We start from the raw sequence: 23,464 nt of genomic DNA on the forward strand, positions 1-23,464 counted from the left end.
CACGAGCGCAATGCTCACAACTTCCCACTCGACTTGGCTGCTAGTGAAGTCACTCCTGTAGCTTTGGTTGCTCCTTCCATCAATGGCTAAGTTTTAGCTTTTGATTAACAAAAAGCGCTCCTAGAAATAGGGGCGCTTTTTGTTTTGGGAAAAAATATTTTTCCTGCGGGGAGGCGAAGTATCCCAGCAGCCAAGGAAGTTATATCGAGTCCCTCGCTTCTGGTAATTCCTGTTAGGCTGGATTGATGTCGGCTTCTCGTGGGAGACTCACTCATGATAAATTCAAGTTTCTTTAAACATCACAATACATTCATAATTTTCTAAATCTAGAAATCGGTCAATTTGCAAAGTTCCTATTTGTTCAAATCCCTGTTTTTGGTGAAACATTAGGGAACGAGTATTAGCTATTGGCTGGGTAACAATAAACAGCGAAATCAATGAAGTTGGAAAAACTTGATAAATTTCGTTATACATAAATTGAGCCACACCTCTACCCATCCAATCTAACTTGGTTGCTACTCTTTCGAGATAAAAATGCCTATCGCTGGTGACTCTTTTCTTAAAAACCTCATCTTTCCAGATAATTTTATCCAAGATTTCATCTGATATTTTGGGTTGTGATATAGCCACAAATCCCACAATTTCCCCATCGGTTTTAGCTGACACAAAATATTTGCATGAATTATTTAAGCTTTGGACAATCTCATCTTCAGTAATTTGTGTTAGCAAAAAGCCGCGCTCGATCGACGTATTTTGACCGCGCGCATGAGAATTGTGAATATTGGCGATCGCCTGTATGTCCTCTCCATCGGCTTCCCTAAAAGTTAGATATTCCATAGCATAGTGTGTAGGAACGCTGTCATACATTTGCGATTTTAACGCTCAGGTTTGTCTATTCTAACAGCTAGATATAGATCGCATACCAGATTTAGTTTTGTAAATATTTTAGGGGCGAGATCCTTGGGACAATATCATGACTGTAGGTATGTCTGCACTTGTGGGCGATCGCATCAAATCCCTGATTCAGTAAAAGCTAGGTTCAAATCATCAATCAACCCCAATTGTTGGGCCCACCCTGTTAAGTAACCCCGATCTAAATTCTCAGATTGGACTTTCAGAATTCCCAAAACATCATTCCATTGTTTTTGAGACTGAGACTGTTGCCGCCAGAGCAGTTTGGCCAACACAATATCTTCAGGAGAAGCCACCCAAAATTGTTCTACACCAGCTTCGTCAAGCGCTTCTAATCGTCGTCTTGCCATTTTTGAGCGATCGAATGCAGTATTAGAATTCAGCACAATATCAGCGTTCAATACTAAAGTCATGTGAGTGACGCTCAACACCATGCCTCTACCCTCTTGAATATCTTTGACCGAACCCGGAGGGCAGTAAAAACCAGCCGTTTCTAGTGCTTCAACTAATTGAAAAATATTGTCCCGGAGCAATTCAATTACTAAATCTAAATCGCGTGTTGTTCTAGGGTCGCCATAGACAGAAGCGGCAACGCCTCGTGTAATATAATAAGAGACACCTAATGTTTCAAAAATTGGGTGCAACAGTCTAGCAATTTCGCTGGGGTCTTGCGTCCACATAGAGGGCTCACTGGTGGGGGTTAAAATTGGCAACCACTTGCTACCTAATATCGATCGAGCAAATCGCTCTTTGTAGGTTGAGGGACAAGCTTTTTTCATCCCGCGCAAGCTAACAGTTTTTGCCCAACGATTTAATTTTGCCCCCATTTGCCACCGTTGGGAATTGGTGAGTTGTCGCAGTAGGTAAAAATCAATTGCATCAGCTTCAGGAGTTTTATCATCTGACTGGGGACGGTATCCAGGTTTGATGGATATTTTCGGTATGGATTGAATCATTTTGCTTGTTGATTTCCCTAATTTTATATCAATTCCACAGTTGGGACAAAGGGAGAGTTTGTCCGGTAATTGCCTCATGGAAGCCTTGCTGAAGCCCTTCGAGGACAGTTTCAGTGGGGTTATCATCTGGATCGATATCAGTGTCTTCCGGCACTAAGACAATAATCCGAACGTGTCTGTGGTTGACAAGGGTAAGGGGTCTATCTATACACAGCATCCCTCGATCGTCAATTGTTCCAGTGGTTTCGATCGCTTTCATAGTCTACTTTTTTTTCTGTAAATAACAGTGTTTCCAAGGATATCAAAGAACTCAATGGATCGTGAGATATGGAGTCAGAAACCCGGTTTCTTACAACATCTCGGTGAGAATGCCAAAATTATCGCAGAAACCCGGTTTCTGGGATTTGGGCTCTGTGCGCGGGGAGTCAGAAACCGGGTTTCTTCACCAAATTTCGGTGAGGATGCTTAAATTATGGCAGAAACCCGGTTTCTGGGATTGGGGGCGGAAACCCGGTTTCTTGGTTTCTTTCTATTCTTCAAAGGTTAAATGCTGGATTAATCGATCGCTAGTTGAATCTTCTAAAAAGTAACGATAAGCATCTGCTGACTGAAATTTCGCTCGCACTCCATCTATTTTAGGTAAATTTCCCTGGCGCAAATCAATATATTCTTGATAGCTAGAAAACTCCCAATTCTCGGCTTTTTCAACTATATTAGCAGAGACTGGGTTTAAGTGAATATAGCGAGTTAAGTGTAATAAATACTCTTCTGTCTCTACATGAATCGCCTGAAATCGTCCCTGAAACAATGAACCCACCCTTTGATAGCGTTTACTGATAGCCTTAACATAAGACAGAGTAAACGCCTGCATCAGCTTGGAAAAACGATCGGTTTTCAAGTAAACTAATAAATGATAGTGGTTTGGCATCAAACAATACGCAATAATATCGACACCATGATTAATCAGATGGTTTCTTAATTGGCGTAAAAAATAAATATAGTTTTCTCGCTCAAAAAAGATAAGCTGACGGTTATTGCCTCGGTTATAAATATGGTAGTAATTACCCGCTTGCAAGATAACTTGGCGACGTGGCATTTGGCAGATCGGATGGTACGTGTGCGACTCAGAAACCGGGTTTCTTCCTAAATCCGGCGTGAGATGCCAAAATTATCGCAGAAACCCGGTTTCTGGGATTTGGGCTCTGTGCGCGGGAGTCAGAAACCGGGTTTCTTCCTAAATCGGGCGTGAGATACCAAAATTATCGCAAAAACCCGGTTTCTGGGATTTGGGCTCTGTGCGCGGGAGTCAGAAACCGGGTTTCTTCCTAAAATCTCGGCGATGATGCAGAAATTATCGCAAAAACCCGGTTTCTTGGATTTACTAGCTGCCGCCAATCCGGGCGACATCGCGAGCATTTTCTTCAAACGCAGCCGTCAGCGCATCATCACCGCTTAAACCCGATGCGATCGCCCTTTCAATAGCCTGCAACACCCGCTTATAATCCCTCGGCATCACCTTCACAAACACCGGCACCATCGAATCCCAATTTGCCAAAACCTTCGATGCTTTCGCACTTCCAGTTAAATCAAAGTGAGTCTGAATTAACTGCCGCAAATCGCTAATTTCCTCAACATCCTCCAATTTTTCCAAATCCACCATCGACATATTGCAGCGAGTAGCAAAATCCCCCGCTTCATCCAAAATGTAAGCGACGCCGCCACTCATACCCGCTGCAAAATTGCGCCCGGTTTCGCCCAAAACTACAACTTTGCCACCAGTCATGTACTCGCAACCGTGATCGCCCACACCTTCAACTACTGCGTTAACGCCGGAGTTACGCACCGCAAAACGTTCGCCCGCCATCCCTCGGATGAAAACCTCACCAGCAGTCGCGCCGTAAAGCACTACGTTACCGACAATCACGTTTTCTTCCGCGACAAAGGTAGAAGCTGGCGACGGATACAAGATGATTTTGCCGCCGCTGAGCCCTTTGCCCAAATAGTCGTTAGCTTCGCCTTCGAGCTCCAGGGTGACTCCCTTGGGCACGAATGCGCCAAAGCTTTGCCCAGCGCTGCCTTGGAAGTGCAGGTGCACCGTGTCATCCGGCAAACCTTCCCAGTTGCGTTTGGTGATTTCGTTGCCGAGAATTGTGCCGACAACGCGGTTGACATTGGTAATCGGTAGTTTGGCGTGGACTTTTTCGCCATTTTCGATCGCACCTTTGCACAAATCCAACAACACAGTCATGTCGAGGGACTTTTCCAAACCGTGATCCTGCGCCATCTGACAATAGCGCCCGACATCCGCGCCAACTTCCGGCTGATAAAGGATTTTCGAGAAATCCAAACCCTTAGCCTTCCAGTGTTCCACCGCTTGCTGAGGTTCTAAAACATCAGTCCGCCCAACCATTTCATTCAGCGTGCGGAAGCCCAACTGTGCCATAATTTCCCGGACTTCCTGCGCGATGAAAGTCATAAAGTTTACCGTGTGATCGGGGTCGCCGGTAAAGTTTTTCCGCAGCAGCGGGTCTTGCGTCGCCACGCCCACCGGGCAAGTGTTCAGGTGGCAAACGCGCATCATGATGCAGCCCAATGTCACCAGCGGCGCGGTCGCAAAACCGAATTCCTCAGCGCCCAGCAAGGCAGCAATTACTACATCGCGGCCGGTTTTCATTTGACCGTCAGTTTCCACGACAATCCGGCTGCGGAGATTGTTGAGTACCAAAGTTTGGTGAGTTTCCGCCAATCCCAATTCCCAAGGTAATCCCGCGTGTTTGATCGAAGTTTGTGGCGAAGCGCCGGTACCGCCGTCGTAGCCGGAAATCAACACGACATCGGCGTGGGCTTTCGCAACACCCGCCGCGATCGTCCCGACTCCCACTTCCGACACGAGTTTCACGCTAATCCGCGCTTCCCGGTTGGAATTTTTCAAGTCGTGAATCAATTCGGCCAAATCTTCGATCGAATAAATGTCGTGGTGAGGAGGAGGCGAAATCAAACCCACACCCGGAGTCGAGTTTCGCACCTTCGCAATCCACGGGTATACTTTTTTACCGGGCAACTGTCCGCCTTCACCGGGTTTCGCACCTTGCGCCATCTTGATTTGCAGTTCCCGCGCTTGGGAAAGGTACAAGCTGGTAACGCCGAAACGCCCGGAAGCAACTTGTTTGATCGCGCTGTTTTTCGAGTCGCCGCGATCGTTCGTCCAAGTGTAGCGATCGGGATCTTCGCCGCCTTCACCGGTGTTCGATTTGCCACCAATGCGGTTCATCGCTACTGCTAGCGATTCGTGGGCTTCTTTAGAAATCGAACCATAACTCATCGCCCCAGTTTTAAAGCGTTTGAGAATAGATTCGATCGGCTCAACTTCCTCAATGGGTATCGATTCCCGCTGTTTGAATTGCAACAAACCGCGCAAGGTAAAATGCTGCTGGTTTTGTTCGTTTACCAGCCCAGAATACTGTTTGAAAAGCGTATAACTGCCCTCGCGCACCGACTTTTGCAGCGCGTGAATTGTCTGCGGACTAAACAAGTGCGCCTCGCCTTCTTTCCGCCACTGATATTCGCCGCCGACATCGAGAGTATGTCCGCTGGCTGGGCGGTCTGGGAATGCGTGGGTATGGCGCAAAATAGCTTCTTGGGCGATGACTTCGAGGTCTACGCCTTCAATCCGGGAGGCTGTCCAAGCAAAGTATTTATCGACTACGGATTTGTTTAAGCCGATCGCCTCAAAAATCTGCGCGCCGCGATAACTTTGAATTGTAGAAATCCCAATTTTCGAGGCAACTTTCGTCACACCTTTTGTTGCCGCTTTGATGTAGTTTTTGCAAGCTGTTTTGTACTCGACATTTAGCAGCAATCCTTCGCGGATCGAATCGGCGATCGTCTCAAAGGCCAAATACGGATTAATCGCGCCGCAACCATATCCAATAAGTGTCGCAAAGTGGTGCACTTCGCGCGGTTCGCCGGATTCGAGCACGAGTCCCGCCCGCGTGCGCGTTCCTTTGCGGATCAAGTGGTGGTGCAGGCCCGCAACTGCCAGCAGCGCCGGAATTGGGGCTTTGTCTGGACTGATACCCCGATCGCTCAGAATGAGGATATTCACCCCGGAGGCGATCGCGCTGTCTGCTGCTGCAAAAACCTCTTCTAAGGCTTGTTCTAGACCTTTTACGCCGCTTTTGGGGTCAAACAAAATCGGCACGGTGACGGACTTGAAATTGCCCTCATTTACGTGTTGGAGCTTAGCTAATTCTTCATTGCTGAGAATTGGCGTTTTCAGTTCAATTAAATGACAGCTTTCCGGTTCTGGTTTGAGCAAGTTGCGTTCAGCGCCGATCGTAGTTTCGGCAGAAGTTACAATTTCTTCGCGGATAGAATCGATCGGCGGATTGGTAACTTGAGCAAACAACTGCTGGAAGTATTCGTAAAGCAATTTTGGCCGATTGGAAAGCACCGCCAGCGGCGTATCCGCACCCATCGCGCCGACAGCTTCCACGCCATCTTTTGCCATCGGTGCTAACAGCAACCGCAGTTCTTCAAAGGTGTAGCCAAAGGCCATTTGGCGCTGCAATAATGTTTCGGGATGAGATTCTGCCAATGCCGGCGCATCTTTCAGTTTGGCGATTTCGACCATGTGCTGGTCGATCCACTGGCGGTACGGGTGTTCTGTGGCGATTTTGGTTTTAATTTCCTCGTCAGAGACGATGCGGCCTTCCTCGGTATTTACCAGGAACATCCGCCCCGGTTGCAAGCGACCTTTTGATACAATTCGTTCAGGGGCGATCGGCAAAACTCCGGCTTCCGATGCCATAATTACCAAGTCGTCTTTGGTAACGCAGTAGCGGGAAGGGCGCAAACCGTTGCGATCGAGCACGGCCCCGATCGATGTACCATCGGTAAATGCGATCGAAGCTGGGCCGTCCCAAGGTTCCATCAAGCAAGAATGGTATTCGTAGAAAGCTTTTTTCTCGTCACTCATGGACTCGTGGGCTGTCCAAGGTTCGGGAATCATCATCATGACAGCGTGCGGCAAAGAACGCCCGGCCAAAGTCAGCAATTCCAAAGCATTGTCAAAAATCGTCGAGTCGCTGCCTTCGATATTGATTAAATTGGGGATTTTCTTTAAGTCATCGCCGAATAGTTCCGACTCGAACAGCGATTGCCGCGCGTGCATCCAGTTAATGTTGCCGCGCATTGTGTTAATTTCGCCGTTGTGGGCGATGTAGCGGTAAGGGTGCGATCGTTCCCAACTCGGAAAAGTATTGGTGCTGAAGCGCGAGTGAACTAGGGCTAGAGCGCTTTCCATGTCTGGGTCGTGCAGTTCGGGATAGTAATCGCCGACTTGCACCGGCATTAACATACCCTTGTAGACGATCGTCCGGCACGAGAGAGTGGAATTGTACCAGTAGGGGTCTGTGTTAGTTCTGCGGATGGCGTTGTGAGCCCGTTTGCGGATGACGTACAGTTTCCGCTCGAAAGCCGCCTCGTCAATACCTGCGGCGCGCCGGAGGAACACTTGCTGCATGAAGGGTTCGCTAGATTTGGCGGTGTCGCCGAGGGACGAGTTGTCGGTGGGCACATCGCGCCAGCCCAGCACTTCCTGGCCTTCTTCTGCGGCGATTTCCTCAAAAATGCGTTTGCCGTTTTCCCGTTCAGTTCGATTTGGCGACGAGTAAATCGCGCCAACGCCGTACTCGCCGGCTTCGGGAAGTTCGATGTTTAGGGCCGCCGTTACTTTCTTGAGAAACTTGTGGGGCACCTGCATCAAAATCCCCGCCCCGTCTCCGGTGTTGGGTTCGCAGCCGCACGCGCCTCGGTGGTCGAGGTTCAGCAGGATTGTTAGTGCCTGCTCGACTATTTCGTGGGATTTGTTACCCTTCATGTGTACGATGAATCCGACTCCGCAAGCGTCGTGCTCGAACTGCGGATCGTACAAGCCTTGTTTTTGTGGCAGTCCGTTGCTGTTCATTTTGATGTGTCTCTCAAAGTGGTGAAAAGATGTCGATCTAGAGTAGAGGGTGGGATGCCGATCGCTCTAGTATCATGTATTATATGTGGATCTACTCAATTAGGTAGAGTTACCAAAAAATCCCAGCTTTTTATATTCGAGTAAAAAAATAGTTAAAGCCGATCACTTAACTATGGAACCCGGAGGTCTAAATATTTATGCTTAAAGACTCTTCAATTATGTGAATTATTAAACCGCAGAGGCCGCAGAGAGCGCAGAGGAAGAGAGATGAGTAATTCCGATACCAACTCACATCTTGCACCATTGTTAATAAGCTTTTCAAGGGCGGGCAAGATGCCTGTTCCACAAAATTTACTCTCTGTGGAACAGGCCGGAAAGCCTGTTCTTGAGAAATGAGTTTATAGCATTGTTAATGCGACTGTATCCTCAGCGTCTGGGTGACATTCTCCACCAGCATTTTGCCTTCTCATCCGCGATGAACCTTTCTGAAAAATTGCAAAAAGTCGATCGACTCAAAGCCTGGTTGGATAGCTTTCGTCCGCTTTCTCCCACGCTGGTTGCAGAATTGAAAAAACTCTACGATGTTCGGTTTACTTATCACTGCTTCACAGAACTTAGCCAAACTTATTCAAGTCTAACTATTCAACCAGGTTTCATCCCAGAGGGTCTCTAACCAGATGCTAGAATTTTTGCAGCAGCAGTCTCAAGAGCTGGATTAGGATTCACCTTTAATCAATATTCAAGAACCAGCGCCCTTTCTATGAAGATTTGATGTAGATTGGGGCGATCGAGCTAATAACAGGTGACAACAGCTATGTTGGTTTTGCTATGGTTGTTAAGGCAGGTCGATCGGGCTGAGCGCAACTCTTGCAAAACTCTACAGTCGGCTAACCAGTGCCCGCAGGTGGGCTTCGATTTTAACTATAGATTAGTTAATCTCAAAACACAACGTCGTTTACCAAAGGATTCCGCAAGCAATCCTCAAGGAGTGAAAATCATGGTTCAGATTCAAGAAATTTCTCAAGTATCTACCCTGCACGCACCTGCAGCACCCAACGGAATAGCCGCTACAGAATTGCGGCCTTGGGGCTCATTTACGACTCTAGAAGAAGGCCCAGGATATAAAATTAAGCGGATCGAAGTTAAGTCTGGACACCGCCTCAGCCTGCAAATGCACCACCACCGCAGCGAACACTGGATTGTGGTTTCAGGTACTGCAAAAGTTACTTGTGGCGAAACTGAACAAGTTCTGTTTACAAATCAGTCTACCTACGTTCCTCAGTGCATTTCTCACCGCCTGGAAAATCCGGGAGTTATCCCTCTGGTTTTAATTGAGGTGCAGAATGGCGAATATCTCGGAGAAGATGATATTGTACGCTTTCAAGACGATTATGCCCGTACAGAAAAGGCTAAGTAACTCAAGTTGCTAAAAATATAGGGGTAAGGTGCGCTGCGGCGCACTTTACATTCTCTGGGTAAGGTGCAAGGCTAGGCGCACTCTACATTTTCAAAACTCAACATTACTTCCCAAATTACCAATTACAAATTACCAATTACTCATAATGATTCATCTGAGCAAAACAGCAGCAACAGAAGTAACGCGCCTCAAGTCGAAGCATCCGAACCCCAATGCTTTATTTCGTCTGGGCGTGGAATCGAGCGGCTGCTCCGGTTTGTCTTATACAATGGCATTTGACGATGCGCCAGCCCCAGAAGACGCTGTATGCGAGTCGGAGGGGATTGAAGTTGCGATCGACCCCCAGCACTTAAAATATCTCAATGAGCTCACCTTGGATTATTCAGAAGACTTGATGGGCGGAGGTTTCCGATTTCACAATCCCAATGCCGCTCAAAGCTGTAGCTGTGGCAACTCCTTTTCTGCTAAGGAATAACCAACCTGTAGGGTGCGTCAATCGATTTTAGATTTTAGATTTTAGATTTTAGAGGCGACCCCACGGATAAATGCGGGGGCTTGAGGATTTGCGATTTGCGATTTTGGATTGATTCCACGGATAAATCACGTGGCGGGTACCATCAAGAAATTCTTGGTCAGTTGCAGATAATTCTTCAATTCTAAAATCTAAAATAGATTGACGCACCTGACACAATAAGCAATAACCAATATGATTTATAGTGCGTCAGTTGCAGATAATTATAAAATTTAAAATCTAAAATTTAAAACTTAAAATCTAAAATCTAAAATCTAAAATCGTATGATGACACTCAAAGACTTAGAAAAAGTCCAAAAAACCTTCAAAGAAGCCGGTCAAGACTACCAAGTTGAACTAGAAAGCGGGAGGATTATCATTGTGGGCCCGTCAGACATTGTATCTAGTGAAATTGGCATTCGGTTGAGTGCCTTTCTCTTCGTTTGGGTGAATCCCCGCCGTTTGGGTCGAGTTTTTGACTCCGCAGGCGGCTTTATCTTACCTGATGCTAACCTTACAGCACCTGATGTTTCTTTTGTCCGAGCCGCACGTCTCAGGCAAAGTCCCCGTTATTTCGGAGAATTAGTCCCAGATTTAGTAGTAGAAATTAAATCACAGAGCGATCGCATTAAACCGCTAGAAAAAAAGATTCAGAATTTCCTAGAACTCGGAGCGCAAGTAGGAATTTTGATCGATCCAGATGAAGAAACTGTAACAGTTTATCGTCAGGAAGGTGAACCGATTGTGTTGGGAAATGAAGATATTTTGACAGTCCCCGAACTTTTCCCTGGTTGGGAATTGCCAATTGCTGAACTGTGGCCGCCAATTTTTACTGAAGCAGAAACTCAAACTGAAGCCTAATAAAGTTTATGCAGATTTTACATAGCCAGAAATGCGAAAAACCTCTCTTCTCTTCCTCTGTGTCCTCTGCGCTCTCTGCGGTTAAATAATTCCTATGCAACCGTAAACGATATCAGTGCAATGGAAAAGCTTTCAATCAAGCTGGCGTACCGAGAATAATCCACTGCATTAACTGCTCCCACTCTGGAGATTGAGCTAACAAATCTGCATCGAATTCATTTCCCGCATCCTGCGAAAACTCGGCGAAAGCTTCCGCCCAATTAATTACCGTTTCCACAGGCAAATAAGGCGTATAATTCCAAGAACGCTGCAAAAACTCTACCATCTCAACAGAATGACCGGTGCGGTACAAATACCAAGCAATCCAAACTAAGGTACTGTACTTGATTTGCTTTTCCAACAATCGTATTTTATCCGGCAATTCGGGGCGGGCAAAAAAATTGTCCATGACTGCGGCGAGGGATTTAGCCTGCGGTAAACCTTTGTACATGGCGCTTTGTTCGTGCTGGCGGTAGCAAACAGTTACTTGCTGCAACCACTCTGCTTCGCATCCCATTAAGGCTAAACGCAGCACTAAATCTGTATCTTCCGCTGGGGGAAATCGAGGATCAAATCCGCCGGCGCGCTCTAACCACTGACGGCGAAATACCATCGCGCTGGGTAATACTGGTTTCCACCGCAGCCACATTTCTAAGTCTAATTTAGGGACATTTTGCCAGGGTTTGACATCTTTTAGCGGTTCGCCTATACTATTAACTAGACGCCAGCCGCTGTGAACTATTCCTAGATTTGGTCGCGCTGCAAATACAGCCATTTGTGCTGCTAATTTGTCGGAAAAAAAGTAGTCGTCCGCATCGAGAAAGGCGATAAATTCTCCTCGCGCTAGCTCGATGCCGTGATTTCTGGCAATCGAAACTCCTCGATTTTGTTGGTAAATGTAGCGAATTCGATCGCCATATTTCTCTAAAACTAATCTAGTGTCATCTTTGGAACCGTCGTCTATGACAATAATTTCCCAGTTAGTATAGGTTTGGTGCAGAACGCTATCTACGGCTTGGCCGACGTAAGCAGCACAGTTGTAAGCCGGAATTACTACGCTTACCTGCGGGGTGCGATCGATCGTAACATTACTCATAATTAATTATCTTAAATTCGATTGCGTCTTTATTTTACAATGAGTGTAGGGTGCGTCAGTTCCTGACGCACCCAGCAAGGGGTTATTGTGTTCATTAATTTTGGTTCAAGAATTTGCCAAGGTAAGTTGGTGCGAGTTCAGTAAATCATGGGGGCGAATAGCTGAATGGTAGCGATCGCCTTTTACCTTCAAATACTTGTCAACTATTTGCAAAACCTGTTCGGGATTGGCTGGCTTCCTCAAAAAATCGGAAGCACCTGTCAATTTCGCTCGCGTGCGGTCAATTATACTGTCTTGACTGGTCAAAAACACGATCGGAGTTTCCCGAAAAGCGGGTGTCTTTCGCAAAAAATTGCACAAAGCAAAGCCACTTGTCTTCGGCATCACCACGTCCATAAAAATTAAAGCAGGCTTTTGTTTGGCGAGGAGGCCCACTCCCTGCATGGGATCTTGAATTTTTAGGACTCGATACCCTTCCGGCAATAAAATTTGCTCTAAAAATTCGCATACTGTCGGACTGTCATCGATACAGGCAATCAAAGGGCGACCCGGCCCTGCGATCGCCGCCGCCAGGCGCCACTGTTCTATAGGCGACGGCAAGTCTGGTACTGTTCGGAAATTTACTAAACCCTGCTTGATGTAATTAACTAAAGCGCGAGTTGCCACTGTCACGCACTGCTTTTTCTTAAATGCAATATCCCAAAGAGTATTCTCGCCGTTGAATACGTTACCCAAAGCGATCAAAGAATTAGAACTAAATCGATTTTGCTGCAACTGGGCCGACGGTTTTAAAAGCGGTGCTTGTTCTGGATCTACAAGCCACAAACCCATTGCTTTCCACTTTTGCCAAATTTCTTCTGTACAACACAGAATTTTTTCTACTTCTGTTAAAGACAGCAGCAAAGAAGAGGTAATGGTAGAAAAATATTTCTGGGAGGGACGCCACTCCCGGCGCAAACCCGATTGACCGATCAGAGCAAATAACACTTCCGAAAGGCTGGTGTGGACGATCGCCCTAGCTTGTTCCAGACTCATTTCGCTGGCTGCTATCCCTCGCTGAAGCAGTTGATATTCCCACAGTTCTCCAGCATTGAGGTCTCTGAGATCCACTTGAAAGTTTCGACAGTGTTGCCCGATCGCCCTGTACCAGCGTCTCGCTCTGTGCGATCCTCCCGTGGCATACACCAAACTACCCTGAAAAAAGTAAAGTTGCCACTGTTGTTCCCCTTGCTCTAACACCAGTTTCCCCGTTGCTTGTTTCTGGCTGAGTACAGCCAGAGTATGGGACAACATTTTGTATCCGATTGCGGTAGCAGACATATCAACTCGCATCCCCTGTACTCTGTTTGTACCATTATATAGCTGCTGAGTTTTGAAAGATAACAGTAATTTTACTGAATTTGGGTTAAAAAACACCACTAATTGTGAGAATTTAACCCTCTTAGGGACTGATTCCCCCCAGGAGTTTTAGCCATGAGGATGTAACGGCTATTTGCCCTATTAACTAATCACTAAAATCGGGATTCTAACTAATAACTAATTGCCTTCGCTATCTGCAGGAGGTACTGGATCGTAACCCCCTGGATGAAAAGGATGACAGCGCAAAATCCGCTTAACTGCCATTGAGCTGCCACGGGCCGGCCCAAATCTTTCTATTGCTTCGATCGCGTATTGCGAACAAGTGGGCTGAAATCTACAGGCGTTAGGCAGGTAAGGAGAAATTCCCATTTTGTAGCCTCGGATTAATCCGACCAGCAATATTTTCACAATTTTTACCTCAGCGATTGATTAGATTAATAGGCCAATCTCGTCCGGTATCGCTGTAAGCTAGGTGCATCGAGAGCATTCCCAGCGGTTAGAGTTCCGCCAACTTTTTCTGTACCAATTATACCTTTTTTCATTATTATTTTAGATACTTAAAGCACAATTTGAGGAGATAATATGGTACTTGTCTCTGAGTTGGCTACTTGACCGATACCTAAAAAATTACCGTCTCGATCGTACACCTGCAAGGGATAGGGATGTTCGGGTATTGGGTTGTGGGGGGGATGGTTGCTACTTTCCTCATAGGGATCGATCGACGTTTCGGGAATCGGGAGGCGCTGTCCTTGAAACCAGCGTTTGGTATATTCAGGGGAAAGGACGATCGCACCTAAATGTCCCAAAACCGCCGATGGCAAAATCGGGCAAAATTTATTCTCCTGCAATTGCAGTTCTAATTCTTCAAAACTCAGACTTTGGTCGATCGAGAAACCGCTACTTTCGGTGCGAGTCAAACAAGCCAAAGTACCGCCTGTATTCAACAGTGCACCCAAATCCCGTGCGATCGCCCGAATGTAAGTACCCGCCCCGCAGGCGATCGACAAATCCAATTCAGGAAAATCCCCCGGCCGCCAATCCAAGATTTCCAGCCGAAAAACCTCGACCTTCCTAGCAGCAACTTCCACAGTTTCGCCTTTTCTAGCTAACTCATAAAGGCGTTTTCCTCCCACCTGAACCGCACTAAAACTCGGCGGAAATTGATCGATTTTTCCTAGGAAATTTGGGAGTGCAGCTTGGACTTGTTCCAAACTCAACTCTGGCACCGGTCGAGAATGGATAATTTCTCCTTCTAAATCGTCAGTAGCAGTAGTTAAGCCAAACCGAATCGTGCCTCGGTAAGCTTTATTGTGTTGGAGATATTGCAGCAGTCTGGTTGCTTTGCCCAGGGCGATCGGCAAAACGCCAGTCACAGCAGGATCGAGGGTTCCTCCGTGTCCGACTCGCTTGAGTTTCAATAGCCGGCGCACTCGCCCCACGCAGTCGTGAGATGTCATGCCCGCAGGTTTGTTGAGATTGAGAAAACCGTCAGTAGTCATTAGGAAGTTCGGCAACGGATTTTGTAACGGATGTAACGGATATAACGGATGTCAGGAAGAGGGAAGATGGAAGATGAAAAGTTTTGAGTTTGCTTTTTTTCGCATCGCGAAAGCTAACGTTACTTGCAACGCAAAAGCGGTTTTTAGTTAACAAGTTAAACATTGAAAACTTAAAACTACAAAGTACCCGCCAGCCCAATTATCAATTCTCAATTCCCCATTCCCAATTAAAGAATAAAGTCGGCCTGACTGATAGAAGTGCGGGCAACTCCGAATAAAGTAGCCAGAGTTTCCTTGGTGCTTGTAAGCTGAATAATTGTACTGGGCGAAGTTCCTGCCCCAGCGGAAATGGTGATTTCGCCAAAAGTAAGGCCGGCAGTCAAGCGAATTCGATCCGTACCATCAGTAAAATCTGTAATCACATCCCCGTCTGCCAAACGCCCGATCGCAAAAGTATCGTTTCCGGTGCCGCCAGTTAAAGTATCTCGGCCACGATCGCCCGATAAACAGTCATTGCCGATGCCACCAAACAGCGAGTCATCGCCGGCACCCCCAAAAAGCGAGTCATCGCCCGCGCCTCCCAACAAAGTATCGGTGTCTTGGTTGCCAAACAGCAAATCATTGCCAACGTCGCCCAGCATTGAGTCAGAACCTTTGCCGCCGTAGAAAGTATCGTCGCCGGCGCCGCCCAAAACGCTGTCGCGGCCCGCACCGCCGAACAGCAAATCATCGCCAACGTCCCCCAGCAGTGAGTCATCGCCGTCGCCGCCGTAGAGGGAATCGTCTCCGCCTAAGCCGAAAATGCTGTCAGGGCCACCCAAACCAAATATCAAGTTAGCGCCCGCACTACCTCTGAGGGAGTCGGGGCCGCTGGTGCCGCGAGTGCCACCAGCGGCCCCTCCGGGACGGGTACCGCCGCCGGTGGGGGTTGGGGTTGTGACGGGAATTGGTACAAGTGGCACTGCTGATGGCATGATTCTGAAGATGGGTAGAAATTTGCAATTCTAACTTAACTTAAAACCGGAAGTTATAAGCTCGCCAACCGCCGAGATGAGAAATATCGATCGCATCCGCCACAGCATAAGGTTCGCACAAAAAGCCCTGCACCGTCGAGCCGTCCTCCAACACCAGCGTACCAATTCCCAAGGGCGGGGGGATTTTAGCGACAAATCCGCCGAAAGCCGCGATCGACAACTCCCAAACTTCCACCTCGATCGCGCTACCGCCCTCTATCTGACGCACCAATCCCGGCTTGCCCAGAGCAGTACCCGTCAAAGCGTACAGCTTGTAAATCGGGCTGGTACGGCAGGCGCGAACCAAAATGCCTCCGAGCTCGATTAGTTGATAATTCAGCGGCTCACCGCTCAAATGAGCGCCAACCACGGCTATTTTGACTCGTTCTTCTGAAGAAGATTTTGCTGCGCTGGCGGGTTCCGGGACGGTTGGCAGCGGCAGACCGGTTGCGCCCAAAGTTCCCCCCAAGCTAGCGTGGAAAGCAGATCCCAGGCGGCAGAGCGATAAATCGTGCCACGCAGGAGCCATCAGTGTCAATCCTGCGGGCAATCCGCTGCTTTGAAACCCGCTGGGAACTGCGATCGCGCACAAATCGAGCAAGTTCGCAAAGTTCGTGTAGCGGCCGAGATTGGTGTTGAGCGCGATCGGCTCGGCTGCAACTTCTGCCACAGTATAAATCGTACCTGTTGTGGGAACCGCCAACACATCCATTGACTGCCACTGAATTTCTGCCTGCTTGCGGAGCTCGGCCAACCGGTACGACGCGCGGTAGGCTGCGACGGCATCGTAGCGTTTGCCGCCGCTGATAATTTGGTAGACGATCGGATCGATCGCATCTGGGTGCGCGTCGAGGAAATCGCCGATCGCGGCCAACCTTTCTGCTACCCAAGGCCCGCCGTAGAGCAGTTCGGCAGCATCCGCAAAGGGTTTGAAGTCTATAGGTGCGATCGTGCAGCCCAATGATTGCAAGCGCGCGAGATCCTCCCGGTAGCGCTGTTCGGCTTCTGCATTCCCGAAAAATTCGAGTTCGCCGTCTCCGGGAACTCCCACCCGTAAGCGGGATAAATCCGGCAAAACTTTCGTTTCAGGGTGGCGAGAAAACGCATCCTCAGCGTCAAAACCGCTGGCTACTTGCAGCACCGAGGCCGCATCCGCACAGGTGAGAGCGAACACAGAAACGCAATCGAGCGATCGCACTGCCGGTAGCAAGCCGCGAGTGCCGATCGATCCGCAACTTGGCTTCAGCCCGACAATGTTGGTAAAAGCAGCGGGAACCCGCCCCGATCCTGCGGTATCGGTACCCAGAGCAAAACTCACCAATCCGGCGGAGACTGCTGCTGCGGAACCGGAACTCGATCCGCCCGGAATGTAGCGCCGATCGAAGGGATTGCGACAAACTCCATAGGGCGTGCGGGTTCCGACTAATCCTGTGGCAAATTGATCCATGTTTGTTTTGCCGATCGCGATCGCACCTGCCGCGCACAAACGCTCTACGACTGCGGACGATCGCGCTGGAGTGCTAGCAAACGCAGGACATCCCGCTGTAGTGGGAACGCCGGCCCAATCGAGATTATCTTTGATCGCAAAAGGTATTCCGTAGAGCGGCAATTGTTGCGGATCTAGGTTTTCCAAAGCTTTGGCGCGTTCGAGGGTTTCCGCCTGCGGTGCTAAATAAATCCATACTGCCGGATCTGCATAGCGTTCGATCCGATCGTACACGCTCGCGATCGCATCTGCAGGCGCGATCGATCCCGTGCGGTAGCGATCGAGCAGCGAATGAATGTCGAGACTGTTGCTGTAGTTAAATTTTTCCATAGTGCACGGTCAGTCGATTTTAGATTTTAGATTTTAGATTTTAGATTGAAGATTTGACTTCATATCATTTCTGGTTATATGAGGATGATTTAACCGCAGAGAACGCAGAGAACGCAGAGGGAGATCCCAGAGAGATGAATAATTCCAATGCTAACGGATTTGACTTCACAGGCTGTGTTAGGCGATCGTTATTACAACAAATAGAATGTTAGTTTACCGCATTGTCGATCGTACTCGCATCCAGTCTAGGACTCGAAGTATTTCTCAAGAAATCTTCAACCATGACCTTGCTGGTTTCGTCTTTTTGTGCAGATAAACTTCGCGATCGACAATCGCCCCATCTCATTGCCCGGTTTAATCTTCCAAAAATTTTAATTTTACTTCGAGAAAAACGGTTTTTTGTAACATTTTACACATTTTCGCATCAAGTTTGCTGTTAGGGTTTGAAACGTAGCAATCTCGTAAGATTGCACGCTACAGTATGCTTATCTTTAAAAAAAGTAAGTGAATTGCAGCAATCAACAGTCTAGGATAAATCCCTGAGTCCGCCAGGGAATGAATTCCCTGTCTAATAGTTAAAGTCCTCTGAAGAGGACTAATGAGTTTAAAATTTTTATTAGTCCTCTTCAGAGGACTTTAGCTTTGAGACAGGGGTTGAAACCCCTGTCGGACTAGGGGTTTAACGTGGAAAGTTGAAATCAATTGGCTTTTGGAGTGTCCCTACAAGGGCTAGGTACCTTACCTGAAAAGTGCTGTATACAGACAAAAACCGAAAAAATTTAACAGCTTCTAGGGTTCCGATTTGAATCAGTTTCTAACTCTGTTTAGAAAGTTCAAGTGCTGGTCCGAGAGAAGCAGACTGGTTGCCCCAATATTTTAATTTTAGGGAAACACTAGCCAGTTACACGGCGGGATAAAAGCCCGGGAGAAACGCGATCGGTCAGCAAGACTCGGTTCGTTAGCTCTCGGGCTTTATCCTTGTATATCAGGGGGGTTTGCGGCAGCTAAGGAAGCCAAAGAAGGTGCAAAAGCTCGATCGACATATTCACCTCTAACCAGCAACCAGAATATGCTATGAATATCCGATATTGCTCCCCAAAAATAACGCGATCGCCCTTGTCCTACTGCGCCCTATTTTTCATCACCTTGTTTTTCGCTGTCGGCTGCGTCAACCCGGCAATTTATATCAAAACAACCACAGAAAGCGAAGCAGCTTCTTCAGTAAGTGCTAACGCAGTTCGCCTGGGATTCAGTGCGTGGCCCGGCTGGTTTCCTTGGCAAATTGCCAAAGAACAAAAGATATTTGAAGCTAACAATGTTGCTGTAGACTTAAAATGGTTTGACGGCTACTTAGAATCGATCAGCACCCTCACAGCAGGACAGATAGATGCTAACAGCCAAACCCTCGGCGATACAGTAAACTCTATATCAGGCGGCGCCGACCAAGTAATTGTTTTAGTCAACGACAACTCGACAGGAAATGACAAAGTGATTGTCGCCGAAGGCATCAATTCCGTTGCCGATTTAAAAGGCAAAAAAGTTGCCGCAGAGGAGGGTACTGTCGATCACTTTCTATTGCTGTTAGGGCTGAGAAAAGCAGGTTTATCAGTGCAAGATATTCAATTTGTACCGCTGGAAACCGGCAAAGCTGCGGCGGCTTTCGTCGGAGGACAAGTCGATGCGGTGGCAGTATTTGCGCCGTTTACCACCCAGGCATTAAAACGATCGAACAGCAAGGAACTGTTTAGTTCCAAAGATTTTCCGGGGGCGATTTCTGACCACTTGGTATTCACCCGAAAGTTTATCGGCGAACACCCCGATCGAGTGCAAGCCCTGGTCAATTCATGGTTTGCAACATTGGAATACATGAAAGCCAATAAAGAGAAATCTTACGAGATTCTCGCCAACCGCGCCGGAGTTAGCGTTGAGGAATATAAAGAATATGAAAACGGCACTCAGATATTTACGATAGAGGAAAACTTGAAAGCCTTTCAACCGGGAAATGACATGACATCATTGCAGTTTGCGGCGGCCGAAATGACTAAATTTCTTGTAGATGTAAATTTAGCAAAAACCCAACCAGATATCAGTACATTATTTGACGATCGCTTTATCAAAGCTTATGCCGAAGGTAAAAGCTAGGAGGCAAAATTTACGATTTTGCAGACACAACAAAGTTTCCACCTTATTATTTATACCAAAAAGCTACTAAAATTACTCGCTCAATCATTCCGCAATTAAATCATGCCACCAAATCCCGATCCTCGATCGATCCAATCCCACCTCAAGCAAAAAAGCCTAAATCCCACCGTTTTCTGGCGGATTGCGGAAGAGATACCACAACCCCTCAATATTGGGTTAACGGTGACATCGATCGCACTGCCGCTGCTGCTGTGGTGGCTAGTAACAACCTTCGCCGATGTAGACCCCAAATTTTTGCCTTCCCCCGGCAAAGTTTTAGAGGCATTTGGTAGGCTGTGGAACACTCGCGAACTTTTGAAAGACACGGTAGCGAGTTTGTGGCGGGTGGGAGTGGGCTTTCTGTTCGCCTTGGTTTTTTCCATACCAATTGGTGTGCTGATGGGCAGTTTTGCCAGTATTCGCGCCTTGCTAGAACCCATGTTCGGCTTGATGCGATATATGCCCGCACCAGCGTTCATTCCCCTGCTAATTCTCTACTTGGGAATCGGCGAAGAACCCAAAATAATGCTGATATTTATCGGCGTATTTTTCTTCAATTCGCTGATGGTGATGGATACAGTCAAGTTTGTTCCCAAAGACTTGATAGAATCTACTTATATGTTGGGCGGGAATCGCTGGGAAATCCTCACTCAAGTTATTTTTCCCCACGTTTTGCCGGGAATTCTTGATGCTAGCCGCATCAACTTGGCTGCGGCTTGGCAATTGGTAATCGTCTCGGAATTGATTGCGGCAACCGAAGGCTTGGGCCGCCGGATCAGCGTCGCAGGTCGATTTCTCCGAACCGATGAAATTTTTGTGGGGCTGATTGTCATTGGGGCGATCGGACTGACTTTTGACTTGCTTTTTCAATATCTGCTGCGGGTTTCTTGTAAATGGTCAAGTCAGAAACAGTAAGCAGATCGGGACTTACGCATGGGGCTCAGAAACCGGGTTTTTTTTACGAAAATACACAGCTTGCAGCCCGCATATTAGGTAAAAAACCCGGTTTCTTTGTCGGAGTGCGTAAGTCCTGCAGAGGTTAAAAAGCAGAATGGTGTCATTTTTTTACTTACAATACAGAGGATAAACTCATGTTTCTACAAATCAACAACCTGCACAAAAACTTTGAAACAAAAAAGGGTAAATTAGTTGTCCTCAAGGACATCAATATGACCATCAAGCAAGGCGAATTTATCTGCGCGGTAGGCGCATCCGGTTCTGGCAAATCTACTCTGTTGAGGCAGATTGCGGGATTGGACAAGCCGACAACAGGGGAAGTGAAAATTGATGGGAAAGAAGTTGTTTCGCCTGGGCCCGATCGAGGTATGGTATTTCAGCATTACACTCTTTATCCTTGGATGAACGTGCAGGAAAATGCTGAGTTTGGCCTTAAACTTCAAGGCGTTTCCAAGAAAAAGCGGCGCGAACAAGCTAGCTATTATTTGAATGTGGTAGGATTGACGCAGTTTGCTTCGTCGCTGCCGAAGGAATTGTCGGGGGGGATGAAACAGCGGGTGGCGATCGCCCGCGCCCTCGCTTCTGAACCTAAAGTGTTATTAATGGATGAACCTTTCGGCGCATTGGATATCCACACTAAAGAATCGATGCACGAATTCATGCTCGATTTGTGGCGCCGCACTCAGATTACAATCTTTATGATTACCCACGATGTCGAAGAAGCGGTGTTTCTTTCCAATCGGATTTATGCTTTGGGTGCTCGTCCCGGTACAGTGAGAAAGGAAATGTCGATTAATTTGCCCGATCGCACTCCCAGCGTTAAACGCCACGCCAAATTCCACGATTACCGCGACGAACTCATGGATTTGATGCGGAAACACGGACAGGAAGCAGTTGCAATGGCTGCTTAAATAGAAATAGGTTTGCAGTTGCACTTTTAGGAACAGGCAAGATGCCTGTTCCACAAAGACTAAATTTTCTTGTGGAACAGGCATCTTGCCTGTTCTTAAAAATAGTGCAAGATATCAGTGGAGATAAATATTACTTTGGGAGAAAGTGAGTTTTGCCACTACAAAATACTATTATTTTGTTTCGCTGACCTACCCAAATACATCAAGAGGAACTTATGGTGCAACTATCATCGATCGACAAAAACTCACAAATTGATTCAAGCCTCGTATTAATCGAAGAAACCGTACCGGGCGGCGCGTACTGGTCGGGAGTCATCAAGCGGGGAAACACCCTGCGAATCACCGATTTAGAAGGCTCTCGCGGCGTTTCCATGCTGTGCTACAACGCCGACAATGCGATCGAACGTTTCAACGCAGCAGACACCGCCAAAATTCAATTCAACGCCTTTCTCAAACAAGGCATGGTCATCTACACAGACATGGGGCGCGTCCTATTTTCCATCACCCAAGATACCTCCGGCTGTCACGATTTGCTAGGAGGATGCAGCAACGCCATTAGCAATGCCAAAAAATACGGCGAAGGAGACTGGAAAAACTCCCGCGACAACTTCCTCAAAGCCCTAAGTCGGTGGGGATTGGGCAAAAAAGATATCATGCCCAACCTCAACTTATTTACTCGCATTGCCGTCAAACCAGACGGCACGATGGAGTATCGCGAAGGCTGCGAGAAACCCGGTAGTTTTATCGATTTGCGAGCCGAAATGAACGTATTGACAATTATCTCTAACTGTCCCCACATCCTGCATCCGGGTTCAATTTACGATCCAAAACCCATCCAAATTCAGATTGTGAAATCCCCCGCACCCGCACCAGACGACTTGTGCCGCACCGCCAACCCGGAAGCAGTGCGCGGCTTCATCAACACCGATGCTTTGTTCGTGCAATAAACCCGATTCCAGCACTCAATCTTGTCCGCACCAATCGGCGGTAAAAAATTCTGCTATTCCATCACAAAAAGTGAACCATGACTGCAACTACCCAACAACTTCTCGATCCAAAAACTGCAATTTATAACGAAGTTTTACCCGCCAGACATCCCTGGTCTCGTGTCATCAAAAAAGGACAGATTCTTCGTATTGTAGATTTAGGCGGAAATCAAGCAGTAGATTTTTTAGTTTACAATGCCGATGACCCTTCCGAACGCTACAGCGCCCCCGATACGATCGTCAATCAAGGCAACATCTTTGTCACTACAAACAGCCAACTCATTTCCAACGAAGGGCGAGCCATGATGACCATAATTGCTGACTCCTGCGGGCGCCACGATACCTCCGGCGGCGCCTGTAGCTGCGAGAGCAATTCGGTGCGGTTTGGACTAGATAAAAAATACCAGCACGCCTGTGTTGAAAATTTCCTTGCCGCAATTCTTCCCTACGGTTTGGGTAAGCGAGATTTAGTCAGCAATATCAACTTTTTTATGAATGTTCCGGTTAGCGAAGATGGCACGCTTGAAATTGTTGACGGCATCTCCGATCCGGGAAGTACAGTTGATTTGCGAGCCGAAATGAACGCGCTTGTTGCTATTTCTAACTGCCCGCAAATGAACAATCCTTGCAATGCTTACAATCCTACGCCGATTCAGTTGATTGTTTGGGATTCTGTGTAATCTGAAAATATCTAATTTCTGAACCCCCGCCCCAAGTCCAAGAAACCGGGTTTCTGCGATGATTTTTGTATCCTCACCCAGATTTAGGAAGAAACCCGGTTTCTGAACCCCTGCCCCAAGTCCAAAAAACCGGGTTTCTGCGATGATTTTTGTATCCTCACCAAGATTTAGGAAGAAACCCGGTTTCTGAACCCCTGCCCCAAGTCCAAAAAACCGGGTTTCTGCGATGATTTTTGTATCCTCACCAAGATTTAGGAAAAAACCCGGTTTCTGAACCCCTGCCATTAGCAATTCCCAATTCC

The 23,464-nt window shown here is 47.5% G+C and carries 22 protein-coding genes and 1 riboswitch; of the genes, 10 read left to right on the top strand and 12 right to left on the bottom strand.

Annotation, left to right across the window (positions count from 1 at the left end; translation table 11 throughout):
* A partial coding sequence (locus tag QUB39_RS20910; protein ID WP_333055230.1) for a photosystem II protein D1 occupies positions 1–90 on the top strand: 90 nt, incomplete at its 5' end.
* Between the two features lie 192 nt (positions 91–282).
* Here QUB39_RS20910 and QUB39_RS20915 read toward each other — a convergent pair.
* The 5 genes from QUB39_RS20915 to gltB form a co-directional block, all read right to left on the bottom strand.
* On the bottom strand, positions 283–837 hold the full coding sequence (locus tag QUB39_RS20915; RefSeq protein WP_333374808.1) for a GNAT family N-acetyltransferase: 555 nt from the start codon (positions 835–837) through the stop codon (positions 283–285).
* Positions 838–1,010: 173 nt separating this feature from the next.
* Positions 1,011–1,868 (bottom strand): hypothetical protein, encoded by an 858-nt coding sequence (locus QUB39_RS20920; protein ID WP_333055103.1) that lies wholly within the window; start codon positions 1,866–1,868, stop codon positions 1,011–1,013.
* A gap of 28 nt (positions 1,869–1,896) precedes the next feature.
* The gene (locus tag QUB39_RS20925) at positions 1,897–2,127 is read right to left on the bottom strand and encodes a type II toxin-antitoxin system RelN family antitoxin (RefSeq protein ID WP_333055104.1); all 231 of its coding nucleotides are present in this window, start codon (positions 2,125–2,127) and stop codon (positions 1,897–1,899) included.
* 270 nt (positions 2,128–2,397) lie between these two features.
* Positions 2,398–2,964 carry a transposase gene (locus QUB39_RS20930; RefSeq protein ID WP_333055105.1) on the bottom strand — a complete coding sequence of 189 codons (567 nt, stop codon included), beginning with the start codon at positions 2,962–2,964 and terminating at the stop codon, positions 2,398–2,400.
* A gap of 285 nt (positions 2,965–3,249) precedes the next feature.
* Positions 3,250–7,836, bottom strand: a complete 4,587-nt coding sequence (gene gltB, locus QUB39_RS20935; protein ID WP_333055106.1) for a glutamate synthase large subunit — start codon at positions 7,834–7,836, stop codon at positions 3,250–3,252.
* 412 nt (positions 7,837–8,248) lie between these two features.
* Between gltB and QUB39_RS20940 the strand changes: the two genes are divergently transcribed.
* The 4 genes from QUB39_RS20940 to QUB39_RS20955 all read left to right on the top strand — a co-directional run bounded on the left by QUB39_RS20940 (position 8,249) and on the right by QUB39_RS20955 (position 10,625).
* Entirely contained in the window at positions 8,249–8,509 is a 261-nt protein-coding gene (locus tag QUB39_RS20940) for a hypothetical protein (RefSeq protein ID WP_333055107.1), read from the top strand.
* Between the two features lie 324 nt (positions 8,510–8,833).
* On the top strand, positions 8,834–9,253 hold the full coding sequence (locus QUB39_RS20945) for a phosphomannose isomerase type II C-terminal cupin domain (RefSeq protein WP_333055108.1): 420 nt from the start codon (positions 8,834–8,836) through the stop codon (positions 9,251–9,253).
* 145 nt (positions 9,254–9,398) lie between these two features.
* Positions 9,399–9,728: a HesB/IscA family protein gene (locus QUB39_RS20950; RefSeq protein WP_006630924.1), complete on the top strand. Its 330-nt coding sequence runs from the start codon at positions 9,399–9,401 to the stop codon at positions 9,726–9,728.
* Positions 9,729–10,052: 324 nt separating this feature from the next.
* Positions 10,053–10,625, top strand: a complete 573-nt coding sequence (locus QUB39_RS20955) for a Uma2 family endonuclease (protein ID WP_333055231.1) — start codon at positions 10,053–10,055, stop codon at positions 10,623–10,625.
* A gap of 136 nt (positions 10,626–10,761) precedes the next feature.
* On the opposite strand, the gene QUB39_RS20960 is transcribed toward QUB39_RS20955, so the two are convergent.
* The 7 genes from QUB39_RS20960 to QUB39_RS20990 form a co-directional block, all read right to left on the bottom strand.
* Positions 10,762–11,760, bottom strand: coding sequence for a glycosyltransferase (locus QUB39_RS20960; protein ID WP_333210684.1), 999 nt, complete (start codon positions 11,758–11,760; stop codon positions 10,762–10,764).
* 105 nt (positions 11,761–11,865) lie between these two features.
* A complete protein-coding gene (locus QUB39_RS20965; RefSeq protein WP_333055110.1) occupies positions 11,866–13,080 on the bottom strand; it encodes a response regulator in 1,215 nt (404 codons plus the stop codon).
* A 216-nt stretch (positions 13,081–13,296) separates the two neighbouring features.
* A complete protein-coding gene (yidD, locus tag QUB39_RS20970) occupies positions 13,297–13,527 on the bottom strand; it encodes a membrane protein insertion efficiency factor YidD (protein WP_333055111.1) in 231 nt (76 codons plus the stop codon).
* A gap of 149 nt (positions 13,528–13,676) precedes the next feature.
* On the bottom strand, positions 13,677–14,618 hold the full coding sequence (truB, locus tag QUB39_RS20975; RefSeq protein ID WP_333055112.1) for a tRNA pseudouridine(55) synthase TruB: 942 nt from the start codon (positions 14,616–14,618) through the stop codon (positions 13,677–13,679).
* Positions 14,619–14,845: 227 nt separating this feature from the next.
* Positions 14,846–15,592: a calcium-binding protein gene (locus tag QUB39_RS20980; RefSeq protein WP_333055113.1), complete on the bottom strand. Its 747-nt coding sequence runs from the start codon at positions 15,590–15,592 to the stop codon at positions 14,846–14,848.
* A gap of 40 nt (positions 15,593–15,632) precedes the next feature.
* Positions 15,633–17,447 carry an allophanate hydrolase gene (atzF, locus tag QUB39_RS20985; RefSeq protein WP_333210681.1) on the bottom strand — a complete coding sequence of 605 codons (1,815 nt, stop codon included), beginning with the start codon at positions 17,445–17,447 and terminating at the stop codon, positions 15,633–15,635.
* Between the two features lie 208 nt (positions 17,448–17,655).
* Positions 17,656–17,793 carry a hypothetical protein gene (locus QUB39_RS20990; RefSeq protein ID WP_333055115.1) on the bottom strand — a complete coding sequence of 46 codons (138 nt, stop codon included), beginning with the start codon at positions 17,791–17,793 and terminating at the stop codon, positions 17,656–17,658.
* A 432-nt stretch (positions 17,794–18,225) separates the two neighbouring features.
* Positions 18,226–18,377: riboswitch (guanidine-I (ykkC/yxkD leader) on the top strand.
* A gap of 144 nt (positions 18,378–18,521) precedes the next feature.
* Here QUB39_RS20990 and QUB39_RS20995 point away from each other — a divergent pair.
* From QUB39_RS20995 to QUB39_RS21015, 5 genes are all read left to right on the top strand, one after another.
* Positions 18,522–19,589, top strand: a complete 1,068-nt coding sequence (locus QUB39_RS20995) for an ABC transporter substrate-binding protein (protein ID WP_333210678.1) — start codon at positions 18,522–18,524, stop codon at positions 19,587–19,589.
* Between the two features lie 102 nt (positions 19,590–19,691).
* Positions 19,692–20,543 (top strand): ABC transporter permease, encoded by an 852-nt coding sequence (locus QUB39_RS21000; RefSeq protein WP_333055117.1) that lies wholly within the window; start codon positions 19,692–19,694, stop codon positions 20,541–20,543.
* Between the two features lie 176 nt (positions 20,544–20,719).
* Positions 20,720–21,496 (top strand): ABC transporter ATP-binding protein, encoded by a 777-nt coding sequence (locus QUB39_RS21005; protein WP_333055118.1) that lies wholly within the window; start codon positions 20,720–20,722, stop codon positions 21,494–21,496.
* A gap of 215 nt (positions 21,497–21,711) precedes the next feature.
* Positions 21,712–22,443, top strand: a complete 732-nt coding sequence (locus QUB39_RS21010) for an urea amidolyase associated protein UAAP1 (protein WP_333210675.1) — start codon at positions 21,712–21,714, stop codon at positions 22,441–22,443.
* A 77-nt stretch (positions 22,444–22,520) separates the two neighbouring features.
* Positions 22,521–23,162 carry an urea amidolyase associated protein UAAP2 gene (locus QUB39_RS21015; RefSeq protein WP_333055120.1) on the top strand — a complete coding sequence of 214 codons (642 nt, stop codon included), beginning with the start codon at positions 22,521–22,523 and terminating at the stop codon, positions 23,160–23,162.
* The last annotated feature ends 302 nt before the right edge of the window (positions 23,163–23,464 follow it).

It is taken from the genome of Microcoleus sp. AT8-B5, assembly GCF_036705565.1.
GTDB lineage: Bacteria > Cyanobacteriota > Cyanobacteriia > Cyanobacteriales > Microcoleaceae > Microcoleus.